Raw genomic sequence first — 19,971 nt, 5'->3', positions numbered from 1 at the left:
GTGTTACCTATGACTATGAATCGAAATCTACCTACTCAGTGACAGTGGATGCAAGCGATGGCAATGGAGGCAGTGCCAGCAAGAGTGTGACCATCACTCTCAATGATGTGAATGAACCGCCTTCTTCAGCACCATCGAATGTGCGTGTTACGTCAGGTGATGGTCAGTTGACAGTTGAGTGGGATGCCGTATCGAATGAGTCTGGGAAGCCGCCTGTGAGTGGGTATCATGTGGAGCGTCGCACAGGTACGAGTGGTTCGTGGGGAAATGGGCATACTATAAGTGGTCGTCGCCCCTCCACAAGTGCAACCTTGAGTGGTCTAAAAAATGGTCAGGAGTATCAAGTTCGTGTTCGCGCACGAAACGCTGAAGGTGAAAGTGGCTGGTCTTCCGCGGTTTCCGGCACGCCGATGCCTACCCCATCAGGGCTGACTGTCACTAATATCACTCTAACATCTGCGCGGGCAAGCTGGACAGCACCATCAGATATATCATCATTGATAAATGATTACGAGACAAGGGTGTATCAGGATACTACTCAGATCGGAAGAACGGTATATACCACACGAACATATCGAAGTATCGCGGGTCTCACCGAGGGAACGACATATCAGGTGCGTGTCAGAGCCAGAAACTCGGATGCTAATCCCAACACTTTTTCTGCGCAGATTACACAAGATTTTACAACGCTAGTTCCACCACCCCCTGGTGTACCTGACGTGGAGGACATCAGTTATGTCTTTGATCCAGATACCCTCTGGGATGAAATCGAGGTGAGTTGGAATGACGGGACAGGGATAGTCGAATTTTACGAGTTTGAATTTACCCCCCGACTATCAAGTGTCAGGAATCCAATAAGAATAAATAGACGTCCGGGTTATTTTTGGGGTGGCCCTCCTGGATCGGAGGGGTCAACAACAGGCTACCTCACGGGGGAGAAGACAGTGCATGAAAATACTAGTGTGGTATCTCTACTCGTCAATGGTACAACATATAGTATCAGAATGAGGGCAGGTAACGCAGGTGGTGTTTCAGGTTGGTCAGGAAGTTACACTGTGTATTGGGATATGGATGATGAATAACTGAATCCGACTAATTCATAAGATCTGAGAAAACAGCGTAAATATTGGACTTTTCAACTATTGCATGAAAACAGATATTTTGCTCTAAATTTTCTAACCGATTGTTCTGAATGAAATTACGGTAATTTTTGGCAAATTCATGATTTTTTCAGGCCAAGGACGCAAAGGAGGACTCCGTAAAACAGACTATCGCTGGGGACGATCTAAAAGAGTTGTTGAATGAACACGAACAACGAACCGAAAGACGTTTGACATCTCTTGATCAAAAAGTAGATCAGTTGATTTGGTTGTGTTCAAGATATGGACATTCACCACACGCGCCCTGTTTTTTGCACCCACAACCCTGGCAAATCCCCTGAAAGGCCCTGTAAGGCGTTCTATAGACAGTTTTTTCCCATCTCGGCCTAACAGTACATCACTCCGTCTATTCGAGCTTTTCTTCGGGATCGCCGTATTCGAGGGGATCGTCATCATCGGGAAATTCAAAAACATAGCCGCACGGGCATATCGGATGATCGGACTCGCGCGGGGTGTTGCATTCGGGACAGCGTTCAACGGGTTTGTAGAGGTATTTTGCCACTATGACAATGATGAGGACAGTGGCAAAAATAATGGTGTAGAACATCGAAAAAAATAACAGGCGGGAAGAATACCCGCCTGTTTTGTTGTGTGTTCAGGTTGTGCTCATATCGCCTTCTCTGGCAACGGCCCCGATCGGTTTTTCTCGAGCGTTGGTGATGAGTTGGTCTATGCGTTCCTGAAGGGTTTTAATGTCTTGCTCGAAATCGTCGAGTTCTTTGACGAGGTCATCGAAATCGAGCCTGATCGCATTCGCCTTCCTCAAACCCATTAGATTTCCTTTCTGATACGGGATGGCATCAGGGAGAGAAGGGGAGGGAGTCTGGGAAAGGGAATAGGAATATAGGACAAGCCGGGGCTGTCGTCAAGGGGGATTCGCCAACACCGCGTCGATTTGATCTCTGGAGGGGATCGCGGGTTGAGCACCAGCTTTACTAACGGTTAGAGCGCCTGCGGCGCATGCAAAGCGAATGGCGGTTTCAAGGGCTTGGTTTTCGCTTAAGGCGCAGGACAGCGCACCATTGAAGGCATCGCCAGCACCGGTGGTATCTATTGGTGTAGATTTAAAAGCGGGTATGTGCAAGGTTTGGTCTGGTGTCGCCAAAAATGCGCCCTGCGCTCCCAGAGTGATGATCGCGTTTTGAGCGCCTTTTTGGAGGAGTTTTTCGGCTGCTTTTGCGATATTTTTCGGGCTATTGGGAGGGATCCCCGTGAGGTGTTCGGTCTCAGTTTGATTGGGCGTAATGAGAAACAGGTGAGGCCAGATTTCTTCTGGCAGGTCTGCTGCCGGCGCTGGATTGAGTACGACGCGGGTCTTGTTTTTTGTCGATAAAGATGCGGCATGGACGACGGTTTCAAGCGGGATTTCGAGTTGAAGCAAGCATATTTCTGCATTCTCATAGACCTGATTCTGGATTTGATCGGGTGACAGGGCCGCATTTGCGCCTGAAGCGACCGCAATGCTGTTTTCACCACGATCATCCACGAGGATAAAAGCAACGCCTGAAGGCAGATGGGGATCGGATACAATCCATTGGGTGTCGATCATCTCGCGTTGAAAGGCCGATAGAGCTTGCGCACCAAAATCATCACACCCCAGGCGCGCTATAAATGTGACCTGCGCCCCTGCGCGGGCTGCGGCAACGGCCTGGTTGGCGCCTTTGCCGCCTGCAGCGGTAAAGAACGCGCCGCCGAGTACTGTTTCACCCGGCGAGGGCAACTTGTTGGCGCGAATAACCAGATCGGTATTGGAACTGCCGATGACGAGGACGTGAGGCATAGAGAACCTATTGGCTTTTTGTTCAGGCACTTACAACATTCATGCGAAAATCTCTTGTGTAAGTCAAGAGGTTGGGATTATATGTTTTTTATCAAGTCGGTATTCTTGACTTGACAGATGGGTTTGCTTATTTTCTGAAAGTCTTATACTTTTTGGGAGTTTGAAATCAAGCGCGAAAAAAACGCGCCCTTTTTTGTTCTATAAACTGGGGAACATTACAGAATCTGCATCGTTTATCAGACAGGGTGGTATGTCAATAGTTCTTTAGGATCATGCAGATTGGCGGATTATGAGACGATTTTTACATATCTGTTGTGCGTGTCTGATCGCGTTGAGTGTGGGGTGTGCACAGAAAAAATACAGGCGATTGAGTCCAGAGGTTTATTACAAAGACGCGCAAGATGCACTGACAAATAAGAAGTGCTACGACGCCGAGTTATTGTTTAGAAATATGCTATCGGATTTTCCCGGGTCTCATTTGTCAGATGAGGCGCAATTTGGGTTGGGCAAAGCTTATCAGTGTCAAAAAGATTATGTGACGGCTATTTTTGAATACGAACGCCTGCTCAATGAATATCCCGTGAGTCCCTATGCCGCCGAAGCTCGATTCCAGATTGGCGAGTGTTATTATCAGGATGCGCGCGATATTCACCACGATCAGGATGAAACGCACAAGGCAATTCGAGAATTTGCGCGGTTTATCGAAGATTATCCACAAAGCGATCTCGTCTCTCTGGCAGAGAATAGAATTAACGCCTTGCGCAATCAACTGGCCCGCAAGGACATCATGATTGCATACGATTATATCCTGTGGAAATATTATTCCTCGGCCAAGCTCTACGCTGAAGGCATATTGAGGGAATATCCCAACACAGAGGCTGCTTTAGAGGCGCGTTTTATCATTGCACAGGTCAATTTTAGGACTGGAGCGCTCGACGAGGCGCTCAATGATCTTACATTGTTGATAGGGCGGGATTTGCCCGAGAAGTTGAAGAAAAAAGTCATTGAAGATATGGAAAAAATAAAGAAAGCGCAGTCCAACTGAAAAACCTTAGAATGGCAAAGTGCGTTGGCATCTTCGGGGGGACATTTGATCCCATTCACATCGGGCATTTAATTATCGGGCAGGAAATTATGCTCCAATGCGCGCTCGATCGGGTTGTGTTTATGCCGTCGGGCGACCCGCCGCTCAAACACACGATGACTTCGGGTGAAGATCGCGCGAGGATGGTCAGTCTGGCCGTGCGCGATTATCCGGGATTCGAACTGAGCCGATTCGAGTTGTCGCGCCCCGGGAAATCTTATACGATTGATACCTTGCGTCATTTGCGCAGGAATATGGGTGAGGACACAGATATATTTTTGATCATTGGTGCCGATAATGCCGTTGAAATGGGCGACTGGTTTAATCCCGAAGGCGTATTGGATATGGCTCATGTACTCGTGGCTGAACGGCCGGGTTTTGAGCGAGAGCGCGTTGATCCCACTTTCAAGTCCAAGATGCAGTTTGTTGAAACACCTCTGCTGGATATTTCGTCAACGGCGATTAGAGAACGCGTACGCACCGGAAGGCCAATTTCTTTTTTTGTTCCCGACGCTGTCGCAGATTATATTAGAACTCACGGTTTATATCTTCAGAAGTAGAGGGATAGAGACTCGCGACTTTTAACAGGTTCTGTTATGAGTGACGAAAAACAAGAAGCCGAATGCCCCAGGCTCGGGGGAATGCCCGAAGCGCGGATTCAGCGTTATTTCTGTGTGGATGATGACAAGTGTCGCGCGTTGGCACGTGTATCAGAAGATGCCAAAATCCTTTCAAAAGAAGCCAAAGAAATTGTTGTAAGAGGTGAGGTCATTAAGGGGTGGATTGTGGAATTGGAGGTCCCCGCTACCGATGGTGTAGTTCGCATGGACCTTGTGGCAAAGCCGTGATAATTACGAGCAAATTATATTATGGCCCATTCTGATGATTTACATAAGACTAAGGTGACGATCTTTGGCTCTGACTATGTACTCAGCAGTGAGGAGTCGGGGGAATATACCTCTAAAATTTCAAATTTTGTCGATGAAAAAATGAACCTGATTGCCGCGATCGAAAATACAGGTGATACCGCTCGGATTGCGCTTATGGCTGCATTTGATATTGCCAATCAAATTGTGCATCGTCGCACTCGGCATCGAGAAGATCGCATTCGCATAGATGATGCTCTCAGGCGTTTGGAGCAGCATATAGATGGCGCAAAAAAGTGAGAAAAACCCTCTCCTTCTCACCTCGTAAACCAATACTTAAAAATTGTAAATAAAATTTTCCACCCTGCCTTAAGAGTACCTTTTAACGTGCCAGTAATTTTGGAAACGCCGATGCGTTTTCTATAACTTACTGGCACTTCTTGTATTTTTAACGCCTTTTTGGCTGCTTTGACCTGCATTTCTACTGTCCATCCAAAGGTTTTATCTTGCATATTTAAGTCCCTGAGTGCCCAATAGCGAATTGCCCGGAAGGGTCCCAGATCCGTGTAGGATACGCCAAAGAGGATTTTGATGAGGCTGGTGGCCAGACGGTTGCCGAAACGCGCCTGAATCATCAGCGCACCGGGTTCACTATTGCCCAAAACGCGAGAGCCAATCACGAGATCGGCTCGGTTTTCCAGGATGGGTGCAATCAGGTCTGGCATTTCGTTGGGGTGATCGCTGTAGTCACCATCGAGAAAGACGACGATGTCCGGATTATTGGTTGCTGCTATGCCCGCGAGGCAGGCAGAACCATATCCACGGCGATTTTCTCGAACAATGCGTGCGCCCATTGCTGCGGCTAATTTTGCAGTTTGGTCGGTTGACCCATTATCGACGACGATGATTTCGGTGGGCAAATGACAGGGAATATCGCCAATTACCTTTTCTATGGCATCTTGCTCGTTAAAAACTGGAATAATGACTGAGATGCGTGGGGGGGCGGACATAGGCTATGTTCTCCTCTGTGTATTTTGACTATATCCAAGATAAAGAGATATTCTGAACTTGTCAGATATTAAAAATGTGGAGATCGCGTCAGTCGGCTTTTCTCTTGACCTTGTTTTGGCTTTATCGTAAGTTTTTGTCAATTCAGGAATACTTCTAAGTTATTGAAATAGTGCATTGTCTGGCAATCAATTACTGGAATCGAAATGGATGTTATAAGAGGGGCACAGGTCGAGGGTCGGCGCAGTGTTGAACGCGTCGATACCGGTTTGCAAATCCGTTTGGTACATCCCGATGGGATTGGAGATGCAATTGGGTTGCAGCGCGGCGATGTCGTAGAAACCATCAATGGACACCCCGTGCGCGATCCCATTGATTACCGTTTTTACATGGGCGAAGAAGACGTGTCGGCCACAGTGCGGCGAGGCGAGGATCGATTTTTATTTGAAATTGAAAAAGATATTGAAGACGATTTGGGCGTGGATTTTGAAGATATGCCCATTCTCAAGTGTGATAACAAGTGTGTTTTTTGCTTTTTGCATCAAATGCCCAAAGGTCTGCGCAAGACCCTGTATTACCAGGATGACGACTATCGCTTGTCTTTTTTACACGGGGCTTATGTCACACTGACAAACCTGTCTGAGGATGAATTTCAGCGCATTATTGACCAGAAATTGAGCCCAATGTACATCTCGGTTCACGCCACGGATCCCAAATTGCGAGCGGAATTGCTCGGTCGCGGGCGGGCAACACCTGTTTTGGATCGGATTGATATTCTGGGCAAACATGGGATTCAGATGCACGCACAAGTGGTCTTGTGCCCGGGTATTAATGATGGTCGGGCACTCAAACAGACGGTTTTTGATCTTGCAGCGCGGCATCCGCGCGTTGAATCCCTGGGTGTTGTGCCACTGGGATTGACTAAATTTCGCAAAAATCTTCCCAGGTTGAATCCCGTAACACACACCGATGCTGCTATGGCAATCCGCGAGATAACAGCATGGCAGGATATGTTTAAAAAACGCCTGGGCACGCGCTTTGTATATTTGGGCGATGAAATGTATTTGTTGACGGGCCAGTCTGTGCCGCTGCGGTCTGAATACGATGGATTTCCGCTTGTCGAAAACGGAATCGGCATGGTTCGCCGCTTTATAGATGGATTTGAGAATCGGATTGAAGAACTCGATAATTTGGCATTGCCACCGCAGCGCTTTGTACTCGTAACGGGTATGCTGGGGATGCATTTTTTGGATACAATGGTCAAACGTTTGAACCAAATCTCGTGGATTGATGCCCGTGTTGTACCTGTGGTCAATCACTTTCTTGGAGAAGGAATAACAGTTTCTGGATTGCTGTCGGGCAACGATATTGGTCGCGCACTTATAGATGCCCGTATCAGAAGCGATGAGACTGTTCTTTTACCTCCCAACTGCCTGAATCACAATGGATTATTTTTAGATGATTTATTGCTCAAAGACCTGGAGCAAAAGGTGGGGTGTCGGGCTGTTGTGGGCACTTACGATATGGTGGAGACCATTCAAAATGCCGTCGGTGGTGTATCTGCTTTTGTGGGTGCAGGCAGTGAGGTTGTGGCGCATCCGTATATTTCGTCACATCAGATGGAGAATTAGGCAATGGGCGTCGTGGCAATTGTGGGGCGGCCAAATGTCGGGAAGTCAACACTCTTTAACCGGCTGATTGGCGAGCGCAAAGCTGTAGTGGATGACTTTCCCGGTGTCACGCGCGATCGCAACTATGCACAGTGTACCTGGAATGGCAGAACTTTCACGCTGGTGGATACGGGTGGATATGTACCCAATTCTGACGAGATAATCGCCGATCTGGTTTCCCGACAAGTCGAACTTGCTCTGGGGGAGGCAGACCTGTTGCTTTTTGTGGTTGATGCACAGACTGGACCTACGGATTACGACGCAATTATGGCGCGCAAGATCCGCGATTCGGGAGCGTCTTATCGGCTGATTGTCAACAAAGTCGATAGAGATGAGAACGAGGCCGATGGCACGGCCTTTTACGGTCTTGCCTTGGGCGATCCACTATGTGTTTCTGCTATCAATGGACGGCAATCGGGCGACTTGCTGGATGAAATCCTCGCATGCTTGCCAGAAGATGAAGGAGATTCGGAAGAGGACTTACCCCCTCGCATTGCGGTATTGGGCCGCCCAAACATGGGCAAATCCACCTTTGTGAATCGCCTGATGGGGCGAGAACGGGTGGTGGTGAGCGAGATTCCCGGAACGACGCGCGATGCGATTGACCTCTCGCTGGAACGCGACGGACAGCCATTTATTCTGGTTGATACGGCGGGTTTGAGACGGCGGACGCGCATCAAAGAGCAAGTCGATTTTTACAGTTCGCTGCGCACCGTGGAAAGCCTTGAGCGATGCGATGTGGCGATTGTGCTGGTCGATGCAGTAGAAGGATGTACTGTACAGGATGTCAAAATCTCAGAACGCGCTGTCGCGCTGGGCAAAGGGCTGATCGTGGGCATCAACAAATGGGACCTGATTGAAAAAGACGGTCACACAGCCGACAAAATAGCCCAACAAATTCGCGCGCGCTTTGTACATCTCGAAAACTATCCCATTGTTTTTCTCTCGGCACTTACGGGACAACGTGCGTGGCGCATTATCGATCTGGCTCTGGATGTGGCACTAAAACGCCGCCATCGCATTCCAACGGGTGAATTGAACGACTTTTTGACGCATCTCAATGCAACAACTGCTCCGCCAACAAAAAATGGAAGGGTCTTTCGCATGTCTTTCTGCGTTATGCCGCGCAGTGCACCGCCAACCATTCTTTTTTTTACCAGGCGGCCCGGGGATGTTCCCGTACACTATCGTCGGTTTTTAGAGCGCAGGCTCAGACAGGCGTTCGACTTTTACGGAACACCCATTCGCATCATATTTAAAAAGAAGTGATATCTATGCGTCCAGGCGGTATAAAAAAGCTCTATTATTCGATCCGCGAAGTATCGGAACTCACTGGCGTAGAATCCCATGTTCTGAGATTTTGGGAGAAGGAATTTTCTCAACTGAATCCCAGACGCGGCCGGTCGGGCAATCGCACGTACACAGAGCGAAATATCAAGGTTATTTTGGCAATTAAGGACTTGCTCTACGCCCAGAAATACACGATTCAAGGAGCGGTTGAAAGGCTGAAGATAGACCGCAGTTTATGGGAAAATCAGAGTATTGAAGACGCGACGGCTAATATTGAAAATCCACTGGTTGAATTACGGCGCATGTTGCTCGAACTCAAGCAACTTATAGAAGGGGAAGAGGCGTCGGTCGCCGGGAAATAAAACTTGCATTATGCTATATAGTTTCTTATATTTAAATTCTGATTATAGAGTGGGCTTCTGCCCACTCTTTTGAGTATATGGGGTATAGTTTAGAAACACCAACCCCGATTGAGGTACAGAGACGCGCACAGCCTGGATATCCATACGCCACAACGCGCGATAAAACGGCATTTTTGAGTTATTCAATGCTTATTGAAGACACCCTGACCCATCTGATTCTTCCGCTTCTCAATCGTCGGGATGTCGAGTTGGTTGAGTTGGCTGTCTCTGGCGATCACAGACGAAAAACCTTACGCATCTTTGTCGATCGTCCCGATGGTATTACAGTTGACGAATGTGCTGCACTCAGTCGGGATATTGCAGATATATTGGATACGCGAGATCCGATTGATGGCAGATATCTGCTCGAAGTATCATCTCCGGGTTTGACGCGTCCCTTGAAGACGGACCGCGATTTTGAGCGGGTGGTTGGCAAAGCACTGCGCCTTGTTGTAGATGGCCTCGGTGTTGCGGTTGGAACGCTATTACAGGTCCAATCCGACTATCTCGATGTCGAGTTACAGGGTGAACGAACCACTATTGAACGCGCAAAAATTCAGAAAGCCACTGTGCATTTTGAGTTGTAATTGGTCGAGGAGGAACCTCACTTGAATTACGAAGTTCTCGAAGCGTTAAGGCAAATTGCCCAGGAAAAAAATGTCAACCGCGATCTGGTTATCGAAACCCTTGAAATGGGGCTAATCTCTGCGGCAAAAAAGCGGTTTGGAACCGGGGATAATGTCGAGGTCAACTTCGATAACAACTCTGGTGAGATCATCGTTGAAGCGATCAAAGAAATCGTCGCCGATGACTCAGTCGAAGACCCGGGAAACCAAATTGGCGTTACACAGGCGCGCAAAGCAGATACCGATGCAAAGGTGGGTGGAGAAGTGAGACTCCGCCTCAACTTTGCCGATTTTGGGCGCAATGCGATTCAAACGACAAGGCAGGTACTCGTCCAGAGAGTCAGAGAAGCCGAGCGCGAGAAAATCTACGAAGATTATCAGGGGCGTGTTGGAGAAATTATTTCGGGAACTGTGCAGCAAATTAGTCGGGGCGACATTCTCGTCAACCTGGGGCGAACAGAAGCTGTTATTCCGCTTAAGGAGCAAATCAGAAAAGAACGCTATCGGCAAGGGGACCCCATTCGCGCCTATTTGCACGATGTTTTGCGTACAGCCAAAGGTCCCCAGGTGGTATTGAGCCGTACACATCCCGCATTTCTCGAAAAGCTCTTCCAGCTTGAGGTTCCCGAAATTTATGAAGGTGTTATAGAAATAAAAGCCGTTTCTCGCGAACCGGGTGTGCGGGCCAAAATAGCTGTTTACTCCAATGATGCGCGTATTGATCCCGTAGGGGCTTGCGTGGGTATGAAAGGCTCGCGCGTACAGGCCGTGGTGCGTGAATTGAGTAGCGAACGCATAGATATTGTGCCCTGGAGTGAAGATGAAGCGATCTTTTTGTCACGTGCGTTGAACCCTGCCACAGTTCGCCGCGTGGTGATTGACCGGCGTGAAAAACGCATGTCGGCTATAGTCGATGATGATCAGCTTTCTCTGGCTATTGGAAAAGAGGGTCAGAATGCGCGTTTGGCATCACAGTTGACAGGTTGGCACGTCGATATTATGACGGAAACCCGTTATGACGAAATACAAGCCGAACGTCTGGCGACGACGGTGCCATTGGTCGAAGTACCCGGCACGGGTCAAGTGACGCGAAATCGCCTGGAGGCCTCGGGTATTTTGTCTGCCAATGACATCGTCCGAGTACCTTTGAATACGTTGCTCAATGTGCCTGGTATCGGCGAGACGACAGCTGAAAAATTGCGAGAGGTTGCGCAGGAAATGGTCGATGCAAAAGTGTCTGCTTACCGCGAAGAACAGGCGCGTTTGCAAGCAGAGGCAGAGAATATACATTCTACTGAAGACACATCTGAAAATGACGCATGATCGGGGGTGAGCCTATTGGCTAAGACAAAAGGCAAAACAGCGGAAAAGAAAAAACGAGTTTACGAGATTGCGCGAGAGTTCAATTTGTCGAGCGTTGCCATGGTGGAGCAGATTAGAAGCCTCGGCTTTGAAGTCAAAAATCACATGGCGGTCTGTACGACTGAAATGGTCGAGGCGGTACAGGAGAAGTTTGATTCAGAACGCCAGGCGACGCGGCGAAAACTCAGACGCAAAGATGATGAAAAAAAAGAAAGCAAAACTCGCGAGCAAAAACCTCGCGTGAGCCGGTTCCGTTCGGTTCAGTCTGATAAAAAAACCGAGACCAGCAGCGAGCGCAGGCAGCGTCCGCGTCGCAGAAGACGCCGGACTGATTATCCGACTGTTGTCGTAGAAGATGTCAGTCAGACGCCAGTGCAGCCAGAACCCGAGACAAAGGCACCAGAACCCAAAAAAGAAAAACCTGTAGTAAAGGATAAGACCAAGTCTGAAGAAAAGCCCGTACAGGAAAAGAGAAGCCGCACGAGGTCTCCGCGAAAACGCCGTCGTCGCCGTAAACGCCCTGTCATTGATGAGCGCGAAGTATCAGAAAATGTGCGTCGAACCCTGGCGCAAATGTCGAGTGGTGCTGCGCCATCACGGGTGCGCCGTCGCCGTCGTCAAGACAGTGAAGAGCCTGAAGAGGGGACCACAGATGGGCAAGTTCTCAAAGTCAATGAGTTTACAACCATTGGCGAACTCGCTTCTCAGATGGATGTGCGCCCCACAGAAGTCATCACACAATGTCTCAAATTGGGTATGGTGGTGACCATCAACCAGCGCCTCGATATGGACACCATCACGCTTGTTGCCGATGAATTTGGTTTCGGCGTTGAGGAACTCGAAGAATACGGCGAAGAGGTATTGGCAGAAGCAGAGATAGAAGCGCCTGGAGATAGTCTAAAACCAAGGCCTCCAGTAGTTACAATTATGGGGCATGTAGATCACGGCAAAACATCTCTTTTGGATTATATCCGAGAGACCAATGTAATGGAAGGTGAAGCTGGCGGCATTACGCAGCATATTGGTGCGTATCACGTTGAACTCGGTGATGGTCGTGAAATCTGTTTTCTCGATACCCCTGGGCACGAAGCTTTTACGGCCATGCGCGCCAGAGGTGCCAGCGTAACCGATGTCGTCGTTCTGGTCGTGGCGGCAGATGATAGTGTAATGCCGCAAACAGTAGAAGCCATCGATCATGCCAAAGCTGCCAATGTGCCTCTCGTCGTTGCAATTAACAAAATCGACTTGCCAACTTCCGATCCCGACAAAATCAAACGGGAGTTGACCGAGCACAATGTCATTGTAGAAGATTATGGCGGCAATGTTCAAGTCTGCGAAATTTCCGCCAAAACTGGACACAATATTGATGCTTTGCTCGAGTTACTGGCTCTTGAAACAGAAATGCTCGAACTTGTGGCCAGTCCCGATAAGCGTGCCAAAGGCACGATCGTAGAATCAAAACTCGACCGCGGACGAGGAAATGTGGCAACAGTGCTCGTGCAAGAAGGCAGGCTACAAGTCGGTGATCCATTTATTACGGGCATGTTCAGCGGGCGCGTCCGCGCAATGCTCGATGAGCGTGGTATATCCGTAACAACAGCAGGACCATCTCGTCCTGTTCAAGTTCTCGGTCTGGCCGGATTACCCCAGGCAGGGGATACTTTTCATGTGGTTGAAAATGAGCGCGAAGCCCGCGATATCAGTCAGAAACGGCAGCAACTCAGGCGCGAACAAGAATTTCATCGGGTACGTCGGGTATCATTGTCCGATATTCACAGCCAGATTGAGACGGGCAATATGGAGGAATTGCGTCTGATTATTAAAGGCGATGTCGATGGATCTGTCGAGGCCATGCAAGACGCATTATTGCAAATTGAACACGAAGAAGTGCATTTATCGGTGATTCACCGCGCTGTGGGTGCTATCTCCGAATCTGACATTTTGCTTGCATCAGCCTCCGATGCCATCATCATTGGATTTAATGTGCGTCCCGATGCAAATGCAAGAGAGGTTGCGGCACGAGAACGCGTTGATATTCGTTTGTATCGCGTAATTTACGAAATCGTCGAAGACATTCGCGCTGCCCTTTCTGGATTGTTGGCGCCCAAAATTGAAGAAAATGTACAGGGCGAAGCGCAGGTGCGCGAGCTTTTCCAGGTGCCAAGTGTTGGCACAATTGCCGGATGTCTTGTTTCTCAAGGGCTCATCCACCGCACGACGAATGCGCGCGTTTTGCGCGATGGCGTTATTGTTTACGAAGGCCGTATTGGATCTTTGCGGCGTTTTAAGGATGATGTTCGCGAAGTGCAAAACGGCTTTGAATGCGGCATTGGTATCGAAAATTTTAACGATGTCAAAGTCGGCGATGTTATTGAAACTTACGAACTCGTTGAAACTACTCGCACGATCTAATGACCATTGGTTTTTGTCATCTCGACCTGTATTTGCCCGAATGCGCCTCGCTGAAACAGAAACGCAGCGTGCTCAAGAGCATCACGACGCGTACGCGCAACAAATTCAATGTATCTGTTTCTGAACTGGGCGATAATGACCGCTGGCAAAGAGCGCAATTAGGTGTTGCAACAGTTGCCAACGACTCGCGGTATGCCAATCAGATACTGTCAAAGGTGGTCGATTTAATCGAGCGCGAGGATCGCCTCATCGTAGTAGATTATTCGTTGGAGTTGCTCTGATATGCCATCTTATCGGCCGGAAAGTGTGGGAAAAGCCATTCAGGTTGCCCTGAGTGAAATTTTGCACACAGAAACTCGTGACCCCGGTCTGTCCGAAGTCACGATTACGGCTGTCACGATGTCTCGTGATCTGCGCACAGCCAGAGTCTATGTCAGTGTGATGCGCGGATCCGGATCGCAACCACAGGTGCTTGAGCGTCTGATGAGGGCGATGTCTTTCTTGCGCCGTGCGCTCGCTCAGCGCGTTCAATTGCGACACGTGCCTGAGCTGGTTTTCGCCTGGGATGATTCCGTCACACAGGGGGCGAAAATCGAGGAATTGCTCAATAGTCTCGACACATAGGTGGTGCCAATAAACGGCTTCCTTGGCATAGATAAACCCGCTGGCTGGACCTCTCAAGATGTCGTCAGTTGGGTGCGTAAGCACTTCGGGATCAAAAAAGTAGGGCACACAGGCACCCTTGATCCCCAGGCAACGGGCGTTTTGCCACTTTGCCTGGGAGCCTATACGCGCCTGAGTTCCTATATTACGGATGGCAATAAACAATATCGCGCGGTTGTGCGTTTGGGCATGACGACCGATTCTCTCGATGCCGATGGTGCGGTTATCAGTAGATCGAGGGATGTTCCCGCCGATTATGCGCAAGTCGAGGCCGCTGTTGCCGAATTCAAAGGGGCAATTGCCCAGGTTCCGCCTATGTATTCGGCCATCCGCATAGGGGGGCACAGGCTTTATGACCTGGCCCGAAGAGGTGTTGAGGTTGAACGTCCTGCGCGTAATGTATCCGTACATAAGCTCGATATTGTGGTTTATGCCCCACCGCTCTTGCATCTGAACGTACATTGTTCTAAAGGCACTTATATCAGGTCGCTTGCAGATGATATTGGCAAACGGCTTGGATGTGGTGCCCATCTATCAACGCTTCGCAGAACCGCGGTGGGGAGTGTTGGATCAGGGCAATGTGTTGCGGTTTATGAACTCGCGCGAGCAGAAAGTATTTCTGATGTGTTGCTCGATCCCCACGCTGTTTTATCCGATCTGTCATCGGTTTGTCTGACAGAGGCGCAGCAGGGGCGTTTTTCAAATGGCAATCCCGTGACCGATATTTTATCAGATGTCCAGGATATTGTGACAGTGCAAAACTCTCGGGGTATTTTGCTCGGTCTCGGTCATATCGTCGAGGGCGTCTTGAAGCCTATTCGCGTGATCCAGAATTGATGATGCGCACCATAACGCTTGAAGAACCGGTTGCGCTTGCTCACCCGGTGGTCACTGTTGGAACATTTGACGGCATTCACGCCGGACATGTCTCTGTCATTGAGGCTATGACCGATAAGGCACGGGCGTGTAGGGGCACATCTGTCGTTGTCACTTTTGATCCACATCCCCGCCAGTTTATCGACGGTGCCGATGCGCCTGGGGTGTTGACATCGCTTGAAGAGAAACAGCATTGTCTCGCCTCTTTGGGGGTGAATATTCTGGCTGTTGTTGGATTTAATGACGCACTCCGGCAGCTGTCTCCCGAGGCATTTGTCAAATGCTTTCTGGTTGATAAACTCAGCGCCAGGTCTGTGATTGTAGGTTACGACCACGGTTTTGGAAGGGGGCGTCAGGGCGGGTTTGAGACGATGAAGAGATTGGGGAAACAGTTTGGGTTCTCTGTTTTTTCTCCTCCTGCTGTGTGCATCGCCGAAAAACCCGTGAGCAGTACCCGCATTCGCAACGCACTCCTGAAAGGGGATCTGGATGCGGTTGTTCAGCTTATGGGACACCCTTACCCCTTGTGGGGGCGTGTGGTAGAAGGAGAAAAACGGGGTAGAGCACTTGGTTTTCCCACTGCCAATCTCCGGTTTGAAACGCCGGGCAAACTCTTGCCGCCTCCAGGGGTTTATGCCGGTGTTGCCAGGCTGGAGCAGCCCTATATCGCCGTTATCAATTACGGTAAACGTCCTACATTTGGGGGGCAGTCAGCGCATTGTGAAGTACATTTGCTCAATTTTTCACAAAATCTCTATGGAAAAATTTTACCCGTTGAGATTTTGTATCGCATTCGCGGCGAGCGTGAATTCAGTAGTAAAGAGGCTTTAATCGAACAGATTAAAGCAGATATACAGACCGCGGAAGATATGCTTTCGCGGCATCATACCGATGGAGGTAAATTTTGGCGTTAACAAAAGAAAAGAAGGCAGAGTTGATCGCACAATACGGGCGCAAAGAAGGCGATACAGGATCGCCACAAGTCCAGATTGCGCAACTTACAGAGCGTATTGTACAACTCATCGAACACTTTCAAACCCACAAGAAAGATCATCACTCGCGTCGGGGACTGCTCAAACTGGTTGGGCGTCGCCGCCGTCTGTTGCGGTATTTGCGGCGCGAAGACTTAGAAGGTTATCGTAGCTTGATTGCGGCACTGGATATTCGCGGTTGAGTTTTTTCTGTATTCCAGCAGTTGGCCGTATCTCTGGCCTTTTTGTCAGAGCGCTGGAATAGATGTGTTTTAAGATAAATAGAGGAGATAGAATGATAGCAAAAGTAGAGCTTGAATATGCCGGTCGTCCGCTGTCCATTGAAACGGGTCGGGTGGCCAAACAGTCACATGGGGCGGTGTGGATGCAGTACGGGGAAACCATTGTGCTGGTGGCTGCCGTTTCCGATAACAAACCTTCGGATTTTGATTTTTTTCCCCTTCAAGTCGATTATCGCGAAAAGATGTATGCAGGTGGGCGCATTCCCGGCAACTTTTTTAAGCGAGAAGGCGCGCCTTCAACAACGGAGAAATTGCATGCGCGTTTAATCGATCATCAAATCAGGCCCCTATTTCCGGAGGCTTATGACTTTGAAACGCAGGTTTATGTTACTGTGTTGTCTTTTGACGGTGAAAATGATCCCGCAGTGCTCTCAATGACAGGCGCTTCGGCTGCACTGTGCATTTCTGATATTCCGTTTGACGGTCCCATTGGCGCTGTGTGCGTTGGGCGAGTTGATGGAGAATTTGTGGTCAACCCCACACTTTCCCAACTCGAAGAAAGCGATGTCCATTTGATGGTATCGGGCAATCGCGAGTCCATTATTTCAGTTGAAGGCGATTTTCACGAAGTAGCCGATGAAGATGTTGTCGAAGCATTGCGCGTTGCCCATCAAGGCATTGTACAACTGATTGAATTACAGGATGATCTGATTTCCCGTGTGGGGAAAGCCAAGCGGTCTTACGACGAGCCTGAAGAAAACGAAACGCTTGTCACTGCTGTTGCCGAACGCGCTTCAGAGCAGATCCACGCAGCCAACCGCATGCCGGATAAGGTGGCGCGTGCAGAGACGTTGTCCGCGATTCGTGCAGAGGTGCGAGAAGCGCTCGCAGAAGACTATGAAGATAGTGAAATTGGCAGTGAAATCGATCGATTGATCAAAAAGGATATGCGCGCGATGATTCTTGCGGAAAATCAGCGCATTGACGGGCGCGATCTCAATCAGGTTCGGCCCATTGACATCGATCTGAGTGTATTGCCTCGCGCACACGGGTCCGCTGTTTTTACGCGTGGGCAAACACAGGCTTTGTGTGTGGCCACGCTCGGAAGCAAGATGGACACCCGAATGGTAGATGATCTCGAAGGCAAATCGTTCAAGAGCTTTATGCTCGATTACAACTTTCCCAACTACAGTGTTGGTGAAACGGGGCGGATCGCAGCGCCCGGCCGTCGCGAAGTCGGTCACGGAGCTTTGGCTGAAAAGGCACTCGAGCCCGTTGTGCCCAGTGAAGAGCATTTTCCATATACGATCCGGCTGGTTTCTGAGATTTTAGAATCCAACAGTTCTTCTTCAATGGCCACGGTGTGTGGCGGTTCTCTCGCTTTGATGGATGCAGGTGTGCCCATTAAAAGCCATGTTGCCGGGGCTGGTGTAGGGCTGGTTATGGAAGGGGATCAATGGGCGGTTCTTACAGATATTTTAGGCGAAGAAGACCATTTGGGCGATATGGACCTTAAAATAGCGGGAACGCGATCGGGTCTTACTGCGATTCAGATGGATATTAAGATCGGTGGTATAAGTTTTGAGATCCTCAGTGCGGCATTTGCTCGTGCCCGAGACGCATTAAACCACATTCTCGGTCTTATGGAAGAAGCTATTTCCGAGCCGAGAACGAGCTTGTCGGAATACGCACCACGCATTTTGTCTATTCGTATTGATCCCGCAAAAATCGGTGCAGTTATTGGTCCTGGTGGGAAGACCATTCGCAGCATTGAAGAGACAGGCGCGACGGTTTCAGTCGAGGACGATGGGCTGGTTACGGTCACTTCTTTAGATGCGCAAGCCGGTGAAACTGCAATGGGCATGGTTGAAGCGCTCGTCGAAGAGCCAGAAGTTGGGCGAATCTATGATGGCACCGTGCGCCGGATTACGGACTTTGGCGCGTTTGTCGAAATATTGCCCGGCAAGGACGGGCTTTGCCATATTTCCGAGCTTGAACATCACCGGGTGCGCAAGGTAAACGATGTGCTCAGTGAAGGCGAAAAAGTTCAGGTCAAAGTGATCGCTATCGACGACCAGGGCAAAATTCGACTTAGCCGTAAAGTCCTTATCGACAAGCCCGATGGGAATTCAAATCCGCAGGGTAGGCAACGCCCCCCCCAAAGATCGTGAGATTTGTAATACACGCGAAAAAAACACAAGGCGATCGGTGGGCAAGCAGATGTACCCGGTCGTCTTTCGTTTTTTACTTTCAGGGAACGATATATGCCAGATATCATCAGGATAAACGACGTAAGTGCCTGGGAAGATAAAGAAGTTGTGATCGAAGGATGGCTGTACAATAAACGATCAAGTGGAAAATTGCACTTTCTTCAGATAAGAGATGGCTCTGGTACGATTCAGTGCGTGATATTTCAGGGCGATGTATCGCCAGATGTGTTTGAAAGCGCTACAGACCTGGGACAAGAATCGTCCCTCAGGGTGACGGGGGTGGTTCGGGCCGATGCGCGTTCACCCATCGGCTTTGAAATTGGCGTCAGCGATATCGAAATTGTGCATCGCGCAGAGGATTATCCGATTACGCCCAAAGAACACGGCACGGCATTTTTGATGGATCACCGCCATTTGTGGCTGCGCTCATCGCGCCAGTATGCCATTTTAAGCGTGCGTGCCGAAATTGTCAAAGCCTGTCGCGATTATTACGACAGCAATGGCTTCACACTTGTTGACGCGCCCATTTTTACACCGTCGTCCTGCGAAGGTACCAGCACGCTTTTTGAAACCGATTATTTCGATGAGAAAGCATATCTGACACAGAGTGGGCAGCTATATATGGAAGCAGCAGCTATGGCTTTTGGCAAGGTGTACTGTTTTGGGCCGACTTTCCGAGCTGAGAAATCCAAGACGCGGCGTCATTTGACCGAGTTCTGGATGGTCGAGCCAGAAGTGGCCTATATGGACCTATCGGGTAATATGGATCTGGCTGAAGACTTCATCTGCTATGTTGTTCAGCGCGTGATAAAAACCTGTCGGTCTGAACTTGTGACCTTGAAACGCGATCTTGCGCCCCTACGACGGGTGCAAAAACCATTTCACAGGATATCTTATTCCGATGCACATGAATTGCTAAAAGACGCGGGTCTCGATCACACCTGGGGGGAGGATTTTGGTGCTGAGGATGAAACCGTATTGGCCAATGCACACGATCGCCCCGTGATTGTGCATCGGTATCCAGCAGCTTGTAAAGCTTTTTATATGAAGGGGGATCCGGAAGATTCCCAACTGGCATTGTGTATGGATGTGCTGGCTCCCGAAGGATATGGCGAAATCGTCGGTGGGGGACAGCGCGAGGACGATCTGGAGGTCTTACGGCGGAAGCTCGCCGAACACGGTCTTGACGAGGCGCCGTTCCAGTGGTACCTGGACCTCAGGCACTATGGATCGGTGCCACATTCCGGTTTCGGATTGGGTATTGAGCGTACAGTCGCGTGGATATGCGGATTATCCCATGTCCGCGAGACGATTCCATTTCCTCGGCTTTTGCAAAGATTATATCCTTAG

At 49.4% G+C, this 19,971-nt stretch carries 22 protein-coding genes; 18 read left to right on the top strand and 4 right to left on the bottom strand.

Going from position 1 to position 19,971, the window contains the following annotated elements:
* Window positions 1-1,082: fibronectin type III domain-containing protein (locus OXH16_20850; GenBank protein ID MCY3683856.1), on the top strand; the 1,082-nt coding region annotated here is incomplete at its 5' end.
* Window positions 1,083-1,506: 424 nt separating this feature from the next.
* On the opposite strand, the gene OXH16_20845 is transcribed toward OXH16_20850, so the two are convergent.
* From OXH16_20845 to rbsK, 3 genes are all read right to left on the bottom strand, one after another.
* The gene (locus OXH16_20845; protein ID MCY3683855.1) at window positions 1,507-1,707 is read right to left on the bottom strand and encodes a hypothetical protein; all 201 of its coding nucleotides are present in this window, start codon (window positions 1,705-1,707) and stop codon (window positions 1,507-1,509) included.
* Window positions 1,708-1,755: 48 nt separating this feature from the next.
* Window positions 1,756-1,932 (bottom strand): hypothetical protein, encoded by a 177-nt coding sequence (locus OXH16_20840; protein MCY3683854.1) that lies wholly within the window; start codon window positions 1,930-1,932, stop codon window positions 1,756-1,758.
* A gap of 93 nt (window positions 1,933-2,025) precedes the next feature.
* Complete coding sequence (rbsK, locus tag OXH16_20835) at window positions 2,026-2,940, bottom strand: ribokinase (GenBank protein MCY3683853.1); 915 nt, start codon at window positions 2,938-2,940, stop codon at window positions 2,026-2,028.
* Window positions 2,941-3,229: 289 nt separating this feature from the next.
* Here rbsK and bamD point away from each other — a divergent pair, with 289 nt between their 5' ends.
* The 4 genes from bamD to OXH16_20815 are packed head-to-tail and all read left to right on the top strand — an operon-like array spanning window position 3,230 to window position 5,190.
* Window positions 3,230-3,985: an outer membrane protein assembly factor BamD gene (gene bamD, locus OXH16_20830; protein MCY3683852.1), complete on the top strand. Its 756-nt coding sequence runs from the start codon at window positions 3,230-3,232 to the stop codon at window positions 3,983-3,985.
* A gap of 11 nt (window positions 3,986-3,996) precedes the next feature.
* Window positions 3,997-4,584, top strand: a complete 588-nt coding sequence (gene nadD / locus OXH16_20825; protein MCY3683851.1) for a nicotinate-nucleotide adenylyltransferase — start codon at window positions 3,997-3,999, stop codon at window positions 4,582-4,584.
* Between the two features lie 36 nt (window positions 4,585-4,620).
* Entirely contained in the window at window positions 4,621-4,872 is a 252-nt protein-coding gene (locus OXH16_20820) for a hypothetical protein (protein MCY3683850.1), read from the top strand.
* A gap of 21 nt (window positions 4,873-4,893) precedes the next feature.
* A complete protein-coding gene (locus tag OXH16_20815) occupies window positions 4,894-5,190 on the top strand; it encodes a cell division protein ZapA (protein MCY3683849.1) in 297 nt (98 codons plus the stop codon).
* Window positions 5,191-5,207: 17 nt separating this feature from the next.
* On the opposite strand, the gene OXH16_20810 is transcribed toward OXH16_20815, so the two are convergent.
* Window positions 5,208-5,900 carry a glycosyltransferase family 2 protein gene (locus OXH16_20810; GenBank protein ID MCY3683848.1) on the bottom strand — a complete coding sequence of 231 codons (693 nt, stop codon included), beginning with the start codon at window positions 5,898-5,900 and terminating at the stop codon, window positions 5,208-5,210.
* Window positions 5,901-6,104: 204 nt separating this feature from the next.
* Between OXH16_20810 and OXH16_20805 the strand changes: the two genes are divergently transcribed.
* The 13 genes from OXH16_20805 to asnS all read left to right on the top strand — a co-directional run bounded on the left by OXH16_20805 (window position 6,105) and on the right by asnS (window position 19,971).
* Window positions 6,105-7,529 (top strand): DUF512 domain-containing protein, encoded by a 1,425-nt coding sequence (locus tag OXH16_20805; protein MCY3683847.1) that lies wholly within the window; start codon window positions 6,105-6,107, stop codon window positions 7,527-7,529.
* A 3-nt stretch (window positions 7,530-7,532) separates the two neighbouring features.
* Window positions 7,533-8,837 (top strand): ribosome biogenesis GTPase Der, encoded by a 1,305-nt coding sequence (der, locus tag OXH16_20800; protein MCY3683846.1) that lies wholly within the window; start codon window positions 7,533-7,535, stop codon window positions 8,835-8,837.
* 5 nt (window positions 8,838-8,842) lie between these two features.
* A complete protein-coding gene (locus OXH16_20795; protein MCY3683845.1) occupies window positions 8,843-9,220 on the top strand; it encodes a MerR family transcriptional regulator in 378 nt (125 codons plus the stop codon).
* Window positions 9,221-9,405: 185 nt separating this feature from the next.
* Window positions 9,406-9,846: a ribosome maturation factor RimP gene (locus OXH16_20790; protein ID MCY3683844.1), complete on the top strand. Its 441-nt coding sequence runs from the start codon at window positions 9,406-9,408 to the stop codon at window positions 9,844-9,846.
* Between the two features lie 21 nt (window positions 9,847-9,867).
* On the top strand, window positions 9,868-11,208 hold the full coding sequence (gene nusA / locus OXH16_20785) for a transcription termination factor NusA (protein MCY3683843.1): 1,341 nt from the start codon (window positions 9,868-9,870) through the stop codon (window positions 11,206-11,208).
* Window positions 11,209-11,223: 15 nt separating this feature from the next.
* Window positions 11,224-13,659 carry a translation initiation factor IF-2 gene (infB, locus tag OXH16_20780; protein MCY3683842.1) on the top strand — a complete coding sequence of 812 codons (2,436 nt, stop codon included), beginning with the start codon at window positions 11,224-11,226 and terminating at the stop codon, window positions 13,657-13,659.
* Window positions 13,659-13,940, top strand: a complete 282-nt coding sequence (locus OXH16_20775; GenBank protein MCY3683841.1) for a DUF503 domain-containing protein — start codon at window positions 13,659-13,661, stop codon at window positions 13,938-13,940. Before infB ends, OXH16_20775 begins: the two co-directional genes overlap by 1 nt.
* A 1-nt stretch (window position 13,941) precedes the next feature.
* Window positions 13,942-14,283, top strand: coding sequence for a 30S ribosome-binding factor RbfA (gene rbfA, locus OXH16_20770; GenBank protein MCY3683840.1), 342 nt, complete (start codon window positions 13,942-13,944; stop codon window positions 14,281-14,283).
* Window positions 14,284-15,159 (top strand): tRNA pseudouridine(55) synthase TruB, encoded by an 876-nt coding sequence (gene truB, locus OXH16_20765; GenBank protein MCY3683839.1) that lies wholly within the window; start codon window positions 14,284-14,286, stop codon window positions 15,157-15,159.
* Window positions 15,159-16,112: a bifunctional riboflavin kinase/FAD synthetase gene (locus tag OXH16_20760; protein ID MCY3683838.1), complete on the top strand. Its 954-nt coding sequence runs from the start codon at window positions 15,159-15,161 to the stop codon at window positions 16,110-16,112. Before truB ends, OXH16_20760 begins: the two co-directional genes overlap by 1 nt.
* A complete protein-coding gene (gene rpsO, locus OXH16_20755; GenBank protein MCY3683837.1) occupies window positions 16,103-16,372 on the top strand; it encodes a 30S ribosomal protein S15 in 270 nt (89 codons plus the stop codon). The genes OXH16_20760 and rpsO overlap by 10 nt, the downstream gene beginning before the upstream one ends.
* A gap of 92 nt (window positions 16,373-16,464) precedes the next feature.
* On the top strand, window positions 16,465-18,582 hold the full coding sequence (locus OXH16_20750; protein MCY3683836.1) for a polyribonucleotide nucleotidyltransferase: 2,118 nt from the start codon (window positions 16,465-16,467) through the stop codon (window positions 18,580-18,582).
* 93 nt (window positions 18,583-18,675) lie between these two features.
* Entirely contained in the window at window positions 18,676-19,971 is a 1,296-nt protein-coding gene (asnS, locus tag OXH16_20745) for an asparagine--tRNA ligase (GenBank protein MCY3683835.1), read from the top strand.

It is taken from the genome of Gemmatimonadota bacterium (genome assembly GCA_026705765.1).
Lineage (GTDB): Bacteria > Latescibacterota > UBA2968 > UBA2968 > UBA2968 > VXRD01.
This window is presented reverse-complemented; position numbering and strand designations above follow the sequence as displayed.

Coding starts and splice junctions, on each gene's coding strand:
- OXH16_20845 (MCY3683855.1), bottom strand. CDS start 1,707: ATGTTCTACACCATTATTTTTGCCACTGTCCTCATCATTGTCATAGTG.
- OXH16_20840 (MCY3683854.1), bottom strand. CDS start 1,932: ATGGGTTTGAGGAAGGCGAATGCGATCAGGCTCGATTTCGATGACCTC.
- rbsK (MCY3683853.1), bottom strand. CDS start 2,940: ATGCCTCACGTCCTCGTCATCGGCAGTTCCAATACCGATCTGGTTATT.
- bamD (MCY3683852.1), top strand. CDS start 3,230: ATGAGACGATTTTTACATATCTGTTGTGCGTGTCTGATCGCGTTGAGT.
- nadD (MCY3683851.1), top strand. CDS start 3,997: ATGGCAAAGTGCGTTGGCATCTTCGGGGGGACATTTGATCCCATTCAC.
- OXH16_20820 (MCY3683850.1), top strand. CDS start 4,621: ATGAGTGACGAAAAACAAGAAGCCGAATGCCCCAGGCTCGGGGGAATG.
- OXH16_20815 (MCY3683849.1), top strand. CDS start 4,894: ATGGCCCATTCTGATGATTTACATAAGACTAAGGTGACGATCTTTGGC.
- OXH16_20810 (MCY3683848.1), bottom strand. CDS start 5,900: ATGTCCGCCCCCCCACGCATCTCAGTCATTATTCCAGTTTTTAACGAG.
- OXH16_20805 (MCY3683847.1), top strand. CDS start 6,105: ATGGATGTTATAAGAGGGGCACAGGTCGAGGGTCGGCGCAGTGTTGAA.
- der (MCY3683846.1), top strand. CDS start 7,533: ATGGGCGTCGTGGCAATTGTGGGGCGGCCAAATGTCGGGAAGTCAACA.
- OXH16_20795 (MCY3683845.1), top strand. CDS start 8,843: ATGCGTCCAGGCGGTATAAAAAAGCTCTATTATTCGATCCGCGAAGTA.
- OXH16_20790 (MCY3683844.1), top strand. CDS start 9,406: ATGCTTATTGAAGACACCCTGACCCATCTGATTCTTCCGCTTCTCAAT.
- OXH16_20775 (MCY3683841.1), top strand. CDS start 13,659: ATGACCATTGGTTTTTGTCATCTCGACCTGTATTTGCCCGAATGCGCC.
- rbfA (MCY3683840.1), top strand. CDS start 13,942: ATGCCATCTTATCGGCCGGAAAGTGTGGGAAAAGCCATTCAGGTTGCC.
- OXH16_20760 (MCY3683838.1), top strand. CDS start 15,159: ATGATGCGCACCATAACGCTTGAAGAACCGGTTGCGCTTGCTCACCCG.
- OXH16_20750 (MCY3683836.1), top strand. CDS start 16,465: ATGATAGCAAAAGTAGAGCTTGAATATGCCGGTCGTCCGCTGTCCATT.
- asnS (MCY3683835.1), top strand. CDS start 18,676: ATGCCAGATATCATCAGGATAAACGACGTAAGTGCCTGGGAAGATAAA.